This window comes from Agathobacter ruminis, from assembly GCF_002735305.1.
GTDB lineage: Bacteria > Bacillota > Clostridia > Lachnospirales > Lachnospiraceae > Roseburia > Roseburia ruminis.
The window spans coordinates 71,193-79,684 of record NZ_PDYG01000030.1 but is presented as its reverse complement, the minus strand read 5'-3'; the positions used below and the strand labels follow the sequence as shown (position 1 = coordinate 79,684).

Sequence of the window (8,492 nt, the reverse complement as noted above, 5' to 3'; positions counted from 1 at the left end):
GATAAAGAATATGACTGCGCAAAGCAGATACAAACCTACACCAAGGTCCGTTTTTCGAAACATATCCTCGCCCTCCTTTCCCGCTTTTTTACGACTCTAAAATACTAGCCGTTTGGATGTTTCTTCCTGTAAATGGCAGCAAGCACTTCGGCGACTGCCTGATATAATTCGGGCGGAATTTCCGCGCCCAAATCCACATTATGATAAAGCATACGCGCCAGAGGTTTATTTTCCACAATCTCCACGCCGCTTTCTTTTGCAATTTCTTTGATTTTCTGTGCCAGAAAATCTTCTCCCTTTGCAATCACAACAGGAGCTTTTCTCTCTGTTCCTTCATATTGCAAAGCCACAGCCAGATGTGTCGGGTTTGTAATGACAACATCAGCTTTCGGTACATCCTGCATCATACGCCGCTGCGATGCTTCACGCATTCTTTGGCGCTGGCGTCCTTTAATCTGCGGATCACCTTCGGTATTTTTATATTCATCCTTGACCTCTTGTTTGGTCATCTTCATGTCATTCGCGAATTTGCGCTTTTGATAGACATAATCCGCAATTCCAACAACCAGATAAACCAGACTGACCTTTAAGCCGGTATCGATGATCAGAGAACCGACGAGTGCGACCGCCTGATTCAGTGAAAGGTCATACAGGATAAAAATCTTGTCGGCATCGCCACGCAATGCCAGATATGCCACAACTCCAATTACGAAGATTTTGACAAATGCCTTGAGCAGCTCAAAGACCGAATCTTTTGAAAAGATACGCTTAAATCCGTTGATTGGATTGAATTTAGACAATTTCGGTTCCATCGGTTTGGTGGATACTTTCCATCCAACCTGAATCACAGAGATCAAAAATGTGATTACCACTCCAAACAGCAAAAAAGGTAATAAAATCAATAATGTCTTTAACATGATATTGATCATATAATTCCGAACCGCAATGGTTGACAGTCCCGCTTCATTCACGGATACAAAATCCGGAAATCCATTATATACATACGAGATGATTCCAACCAGATTTTCCCCCACAAAGGAGATAAAAATCTTTAAAACCAGAAATAATACAATCAGGTCGAATGCGGCGGTCAGCTCTTTGCTCTTTGCAACCTTACCTTCTTTTCGCGCATCATTTAATTTTTTTTGTGTTGCCGGCTCTGTCTTTTCGCCGCCCTCTCCATCCTGAGCAAACAGCTGGAGATTGAATTTCAATGTAAAATTTTGATATTCATCAGCGCATGTTTTCAATAGCCAGAACCACCATTTCCTTAATTTCGCGGAAAATATAATCAGCAACACTCGGCATCATAAAGATGGTTAAATACATGACCACCATACCTGCCAGGATTTTAATCTGAATACCAATCGCAAACATATTCATCTGCGGTGCCACCTTGGCCATGATACCCAAAATAACATTTACTACCATGATGCAGGCAAAATACGGAAGGAAAATCCGAAATCCGATTACGCACAGATTCAGCATATAACGCGTAATCATTGCCAAAAGGCCGGCCGGATTAAATATCGATCCTCCAATCGGAATGACCGAAAAGGAATCACAGACCGCCCGCAAAATATATGCATGCATATTTGAGCCAATCAGAATCAGCATCACAAGATAGTAATAAAAATTTCCGCTGATTGTCGTCTCCGCGTTCAATGCAGGATTAAATTCCGATGCCATCGAAAAACCGATGTCCATATCGATAATGGCGCCGGCAAAGTTAATAATGGAATTGCAGATATTCGCTGCATAGCCAATCAACAGACCGGTAACCGTCTCCTGCACTACAATTACCGCATATCCAATTACACTTTCGTATTCGAGGGTTGGGAATTCAACCACATTGTACATCATCACGGTTACCACAGCGGCTACCATAATCTTGATGCGATTGGGAATTCCGGACATCCCGAAAAACGGAGCAGATACAACAAATGACGCGATACGGACAAGAATCAACAGAAAAAATTCAAAGTTCTTGAGATTAAAAGTAATATCTACCATATCTTATCAAGATCCCAGACTGACGTAATAACTGAAGTTTGCCCACAAATCGGTCATAAAGCCCGTCATATTATTTAGCATCCAGGAACCTGCAATCATCAGAGTGACAAAAACACCCAGAATCTTTGGCACAAAGGTCAGTGTCTGCTCCTGAATCGAAGTAACCGTCTGAAAAATACTGACGATCAAACCGATAATCAGAGATACCAGCAAAAGCGGAGCTGCTGTAATAATAATCGTATAGATTGCCTCATGAGCAATATCCAATACTGCTTCTTCCGAAATCATTTTCTACACCTCCATCATTGAAAGGTCTTAACCAGGCCTTTAATTACAAGATCCCAGCCGTCCGCAAGAATGAACAATAAAATCTTGAACGGCAGAGAAATCGTCGTTGGCGGGAGCATCATCATACCCATTGACATCAGGACAGACGATACCACCATATCAATTACAATAAATGGAATATAAATCAAAAAGCCGATGATAAATGCAGTACGAAGCTCGCTCAGAATAAATGCCGGAACAAGCGTTGTAAATGGGACATCATCATAGCTTTCATATTCTTCTCCCGAAATATCCACAAACATTTCGATGTCTTTTGTCTGTGTCTGACCAATCATGAATTCGCGGAACGGGCCCTGCGCAGCTTCGAATGCCTCCTGCTGCTTAATGGTACCTTCATCCAGCGGCTTGATGGCCTTTTCGTTCACCTGAAGAAATGTCGGCCACATAATGAAAAAGGTCAGAATCAATGCAACACCGATCAAGACCTGGTTCGGTGGTGCCGTTTGCGTACCGATTGCGGTTCTGACAAAATGTAGAACAATAATGATGCGCGTATAGCTCGTCAGCATAATCAGAATCGATGGAGCCAATGTCAAAACCGTCAATACCAGCAACATTCGAATCGGCGTAGACATATTGCCGTTTTCGTTGTTATAGCTGATGACCAGACCGTCTGTCCCATCATTCCTCGCATCTGCCACTTTTCCGTCTCCACCGCCGGTCATATCGGTAATGGCATCTCCATTCCCATTCCCGTTTGTCGCATATACCTTTTGCGGTGCCGCAATTGAAATAAAAATTGTAAATAGCACAACTGCGCAGGCAAAAATCAAAGAGCCTGCACAGTATCGTTTCTTAATTTTGTTCATCTTTATCCTTCACCGGTGCAATGGATTTGAATTTGGAAAGCATTGATGTAAAGCTCTCCTTTGTCGATTGATTGCCCGGATTCTTAAATGATAAATCTTCCAGATCCTCTTCCGTCAATTCTCCAATCAAAGAAATTGTTTCTTTTCCGTTGGAAATCACATAATATTTTTTCCCGGCCTTTAATATACTGACCGTCTTGTTGTTTCCGACGCGAATGGTTTCTACAAGATTTAAGTTTTTGGTATTGATATGCGCCTTTTGATAATTTGCCATCCACTTTGTGGTCAACCATGTAATGATCACCACAAAAAGGAAAATAAACAAGACACCAATCAGTTCCAAAACACTGTCTAATGATGAATTTTTCGCATGTAGTAAAATATTCATATTATCCTAATACTTTTTTTACAGCTTCCAGTACACGATCAGCCTGGAAAGGTTTTACGATAAAGTCTTTTGCGCCGGATTGAATTGCTTCAATTACCATTGCCTGCTGTCCCATTGCAGAACACATAATGACATTTGCATTCGGGTCCTTTGCCTTGATTGCCTTTAAGCACTGAATTCCATCCATCTCCGGCATTGTGATATCCAAAAGCACGAGATCCGGATTGACTTCGCTGTATTTCTCAACTGCAACCGCACCGTTTTCTGCTTCTGCTGCCACTTCAAAATTGTTTTTGGTCAGGATGTCCTTAATCATCATGCGCATAAATGCCGCATCGTCGACAATCATAACTTTGTTTGCCATTTCTTATTTCTCTCCTTTTACTCACTTACTACCGGCTGTCCGACAATTTCTGTAATACGGATACCGAAACTTTCTTCAATTACTACAACTTCGCCTTTTGCAACATTCTTGCCGTTTACCAGTACATCAATCGGTTCTCCGGCAATCTTGTTTAATTCGATGATCTTTCCAGGCGAAAATTCAAGGATCTCGGAAATTGATTTGGAAGTTCGTCCAAGCTCGACGGTTACTTCAAGCGGAACATCCATAATCAAATTGATATTTTCCGGCTGATAAACGCCTGCCACCTGTCCGCTGAACGGCGAGAACTGTGCCGCCTGAACATTGACCGGCTGTTGCATCATCATCGGCTGCCCCATCATTGGCTGACCCATCATCGGCTGACCCATCATCGGCTGTCCCATCATCGGCTGACCCATATCCATCTGCGGCGCCTGTGCAGGTGCCGGAGCCGGTGCAGGGGTCGGCGCAGGTGCCGGAGCCGGTGCAGGTGCTTTGTCCTCCGACAAACTGTTGGAATCCAATTCCATATTGGCAGATACGCCTGCGCACATCTCCTTTGCAAATGAAATCGGATACAGCTGCATAATTTCGCTGTCAACGAGATCACCGATCTCCATTCTGAACGAAATACGGACAAATTCGTTGGAAAGGAATTCATCAATTTCGATGCCTTCCACCGAATCTTTCATATCAACCAGATTTGCCGATGGCGGGCTGATATCTATCGTCTTGTTCAGCATTGAGGAAAGCGATGTTGCAGATGATCCCATCATCTGGTTCATTGCCTCGCTGATTGCACTCAGATGTAATTCTCCGAGCTCATCCGCTGTATTGGTTCCATCACCGCCCATCATAAGGTCGGTAATAATTTTTACATCCTGTTCTTTCAATACCAGGACATTGCTGCCGTCCAAACCAACCGTATAAGCAATTCGAATGAATACACATGGCTTCTCATAGGATTCCACAAGTTCATCCCAATTGGTCAATGATACAACCGGTGTAGAAATTTCTACCTTTCGGTTTACCAGTGAAAAAAGGGTGGTTGCCGCAGTACCCATACTGATATTGGCGATTTCCCCGATGGCGTCTTTTTCTTCATCGGAAAGCAATGGTTGTCCCCCTCCATCGCCGGCACCACCGGCCGGATCATTTAACAGGGCATTGATTTCCTCTTGTGACAATACTCCATCCATACCTTTATTGCTCCTCTCTGATCACCGAAGTGACCCTTACTGCATAATCATCTCCCGATGAACCGGGTAATGCAGTAAATTTGCGGATATTTCCGACATACACATCCAATTCATCTTCTACATTGCGATCTAGTCTGATAATGTCGCCCGGTTGCAACATAGAAAAATCGCTGACTGAAATAATACTGGTTCCCAGTACTGCCTTAACCGGAATCTGGGCTTTTCGAATAAGCGCTTCGATGTTCTCAGAATAATCCGTTTCATCCATATCCTGCATATTCGAGTACCAATATTTGGTATTTAATTTATCGATTACATCTTCCACCGTAATATATGGCAGACAGATGTTCATCAATCCTTCTACATCTCCGATCTTGATATTCATGGTTACAATCGCAATCATTTCACTCGGAGAAACAATCTGAGCATACTGCGAATTGGTCTCAATTCTCTCGAGATGCGGGTGCACATCCATAACGTTGGCCCACGGCTCAGATAACAGATTCACACAGACCACGAAAATACGCTCAATAATCAACAATTCGATTTCTGAAAAATCTCGAATTCGTTCGAGGGTTCCGCCCTGTCCGCCCAGCATACGGTCAACAATCGCATATCCAAGATTGGACGCCATCTCGATAATAATATTTCCGTTTAACGGAGCGAAATTGATAATTCCAAGCAAAACCGGATTGGAAAGTGCATTGGAAAATTCCTGATAAGTAACAGCTTCCGAGTTCATGACATCCACGCTGACCGTTTTGCGCAAATAAACCGGCAGGTTTGTGGAAAGAAGCCGTCCGTAATGTTCAAAAATGATTTCCAGGGTCCTTAAATGTTCCTTGGAGAACTTCGATGGGCGTGCAAAATCATATTCCTTGACCTGTTTCTCATCACTCTCTTTTATTTCTTCTACGTCAAGTTCACCGCTGCTTAATGCTGCAAGCAAACTGTCTATCTCGTTTTGAGATAACACATCTCCCATTCTGTTCTCACCACCTTTTTCGGGATTGTTACAACTTTGATCACGGCGAAGTTACCACTGATGAAAGATTTACACTGATGACATAATCCTTGCCATACATATCCTGCATGTCTACCAGAATCTCGTCGATAATATCTTCACGGCTGTCCACATTCTTCAGCTCTGCACAGGTATATTTGGCAACGACCTTCTGAATGGTGGATGCAATGATGGAGTTCTGTGATGTCAACACATCTACAGTGAATTTTGAAGCATTCTCACTATTGTTATTCAATGACAAAGATGCTGCAAATACGCAGACACCGTCTTTTACGCTGACGGTCATCTGTTCCTTTTCTCCATCTGCCAAAACCTTATAAACCGTAATCTGATCGGCCGGAACACTGTCTGCACCAACCGCAGAACCGCTCTTCAAATTCAGATTGATTGCCTGACAGACATCCGTAATCATGTTATTCAACTGCTTTGACTGCGGTAAGATGGTAAATACAATCAACGCATTGAAAACCAGATTAACCAGGCATAATACCAAAATCAAAACACTCATCAAATTCTTTTTCATGTTTGTTTCCTCTCCTATTCCAGATTTGAATTATAGGAATTATAAATTTTAATTTCTACACGACGGTTGCGTGCTCTTCCTTCTGCAGTCGAATTATCGGCGATTGGCCAGTAAGAACCGCGGCCGGAAGATTTGATATATTTCGCATCAATGGTGCCCTTTGTCTTTTTACGGATATAATTGGCCACATTTAATGCACGATACATCGACAGAACATCATTGTCTTCATATTTGCTTCCGATCAGCGGCACATTATCCGCATGACCTTCCACTTCGATGATATTCTTGTTGTAATTCTTAAGAATCAGACAAATCTTGTCGACAATCGGATATGCCTCTTTGACCAGCTCCGCCTGTGCGGATTCAAATAATACCGCACCGCTTAAGTTCAATGTGACATATTCCGCATTGAAATCCACATCGACCATATCCTGTATTCCGTAGGCTTCAATCTGATTTTCGATTGCTTCCGCCATTGCTTCGGATTCCTTTAATGATTCCTCTTTGTATTGCTCTTCGACTTTTTTACCGTCATTGCCGGTATTATTCTCATCTTTGCTTGCGGAATTCGCTTTTTGGTTATAATACGAATCCAGGAATTCCAACTGTCTGACACCGGCTGATACCAGCTGTCCGTCTCCGATGGATGCACCGCCTGCCGGAAGAATACTCATCGCACTCTGCAGAGAAGCGACCACTTCCTGGAATTTTTGCGCATCGACGGTTGACATTGAGAACAATAATACGAAGAAGCACAATAACAGATTCATCAGATCCGAGAACGTCGCCATCCATGCCGGCGACCCTTTCGGTGGATCCTCCTGCTTTTGCTTAGCCATTATTCTTCACCTCCCGCATCTGCACCAACGCCTTCTCTCTGTGAAGGTGCAAGGAATGATTTCAGTTTTTCTTCGATTACACGAGGGTTTTCACCTGCCTGAATGGACAGCAGACCTTCGATTGCAATGGTCTTCTGTGTTACCTCGAGGTCATTGTTTACTTTTAACTTGGCAGCGGTTGGAGAGCATAACCAGTTTGCAATCAATGAACCGTACAAAGTGGTAAGAAGTGCTACCGCCATGTTCGGTCCGATGGTAGATGCATCTTCCAGGTTCTTTAACATGTTTACAAGACCGACCAGCGTACCGATCATACCCCACGCAGGTCCCATTTCTGCCCATTTCTCCCAGAAACCGATAACGGTTTTATGTCTGGATTCCAGACAAACCAGATCCGTCTCGAGAATACCGCGAACAAGTTCGGCATCCGTTCCGTCAACGACAAGCATAATGCCTTTCTTCAGGAACTGGTCTTCGATTCCGTTTGCAGCTTCTTCCAAAGCAAGAAGACCTTCCTTACGACCGACATTCGACAGGTCAATGATCTGTTTAATGGTCTCTCCCGGATCTGCAACACCGCCTTTGATTGTCAGGACAATACTCTTCAATCCACCGATGAAATCAGGGATTTTGTTTGAAGCCAGCGTACTGGACAGGGATCCACCAATTGTAATAATTACGGACGGTATGTCCACGAAATTTCCTAAAGCCGATACACCACCGGATGATACAATACCAAAGACTACCATTACTACACCGATGACAAGGCCACCAAGACTCGCGATATCCAATGAACTTCACTCTCCATTTCCACTTTTTTGTATGCCAAAAAGACATAGTTTCCCTACTATTTCTAATTTTACTAAACTTTAATTCTATTGTCTATTACTTTTGGCCGATTTTTCTATGAAAACACAAAAAATTCTGATTAAATTATACCATATATTGTGTATAGAGGAAACTAACCTGTACAAAATAACACAAA

General features: G+C 43.0%; 11 protein-coding genes. All 11 read right to left on the bottom strand.

Annotated features, from left to right (window positions below; all coding sequences use genetic code 11):
• Positions 1–104: 104 nt before the first annotated feature.
• Genes flhB through CSX02_RS06300 form a run of 11 tightly spaced genes read right to left on the bottom strand, consistent with a single transcriptional unit; the run spans position 105 to position 8,298 of the window.
• Positions 105–1,214 (bottom strand): flagellar biosynthesis protein FlhB, encoded by a 1,110-nt coding sequence (gene flhB, locus CSX02_RS06350; protein WP_031545705.1) that lies wholly within the window; start codon positions 1,212–1,214, stop codon positions 105–107.
• 19 nt (positions 1,215–1,233) lie between these two features.
• Positions 1,234–2,013: a flagellar biosynthetic protein FliR gene (locus tag CSX02_RS06345; protein WP_031545707.1), complete on the bottom strand. Its 780-nt coding sequence runs from the start codon at positions 2,011–2,013 to the stop codon at positions 1,234–1,236.
• Between the two features lie 6 nt (positions 2,014–2,019).
• Positions 2,020–2,301, bottom strand: coding sequence for a flagellar biosynthesis protein FliQ (gene fliQ / locus CSX02_RS06340; protein WP_031545709.1), 282 nt, complete (start codon positions 2,299–2,301; stop codon positions 2,020–2,022).
• Positions 2,302–2,315: 14 nt separating this feature from the next.
• Positions 2,316–3,170 (bottom strand): flagellar type III secretion system pore protein FliP, encoded by an 855-nt coding sequence (gene fliP, locus CSX02_RS06335; RefSeq protein WP_031545711.1) that lies wholly within the window; start codon positions 3,168–3,170, stop codon positions 2,316–2,318.
• A complete protein-coding gene (locus CSX02_RS06330) occupies positions 3,157–3,558 on the bottom strand; it encodes a flagellar biosynthetic protein FliO (protein ID WP_242970428.1) in 402 nt (133 codons plus the stop codon). The genes fliP and CSX02_RS06330 overlap by 14 nt, the downstream gene beginning before the upstream one ends.
• Before the next feature lies 1 nt (position 3,559).
• A complete protein-coding gene (locus CSX02_RS06325) occupies positions 3,560–3,922 on the bottom strand; it encodes a response regulator (RefSeq protein WP_031545715.1) in 363 nt (120 codons plus the stop codon).
• A gap of 17 nt (positions 3,923–3,939) precedes the next feature.
• The gene (fliY, locus tag CSX02_RS06320) at positions 3,940–5,121 is read right to left on the bottom strand and encodes a flagellar motor switch phosphatase FliY (protein WP_031545717.1); all 1,182 of its coding nucleotides are present in this window, start codon (positions 5,119–5,121) and stop codon (positions 3,940–3,942) included.
• Between the two features lie 4 nt (positions 5,122–5,125).
• Positions 5,126–6,106 carry a flagellar motor switch protein FliM gene (gene fliM, locus CSX02_RS06315; RefSeq protein WP_099386033.1) on the bottom strand — a complete coding sequence of 327 codons (981 nt, stop codon included), beginning with the start codon at positions 6,104–6,106 and terminating at the stop codon, positions 5,126–5,128.
• 40 nt (positions 6,107–6,146) lie between these two features.
• A complete protein-coding gene (locus CSX02_RS06310; protein ID WP_031545722.1) occupies positions 6,147–6,668 on the bottom strand; it encodes a hypothetical protein in 522 nt (173 codons plus the stop codon).
• A 14-nt stretch (positions 6,669–6,682) separates the two neighbouring features.
• Complete coding sequence (locus tag CSX02_RS06305) at positions 6,683–7,507, bottom strand: OmpA/MotB family protein (protein ID WP_099386032.1); 825 nt, start codon at positions 7,505–7,507, stop codon at positions 6,683–6,685.
• Positions 7,507–8,298, bottom strand: a complete 792-nt coding sequence (locus CSX02_RS06300; RefSeq protein ID WP_031545728.1) for a motility protein A — start codon at positions 8,296–8,298, stop codon at positions 7,507–7,509. The genes CSX02_RS06305 and CSX02_RS06300 overlap by 1 nt, the downstream gene beginning before the upstream one ends.
• Positions 8,299–8,492 lie beyond the last annotated feature (194 nt).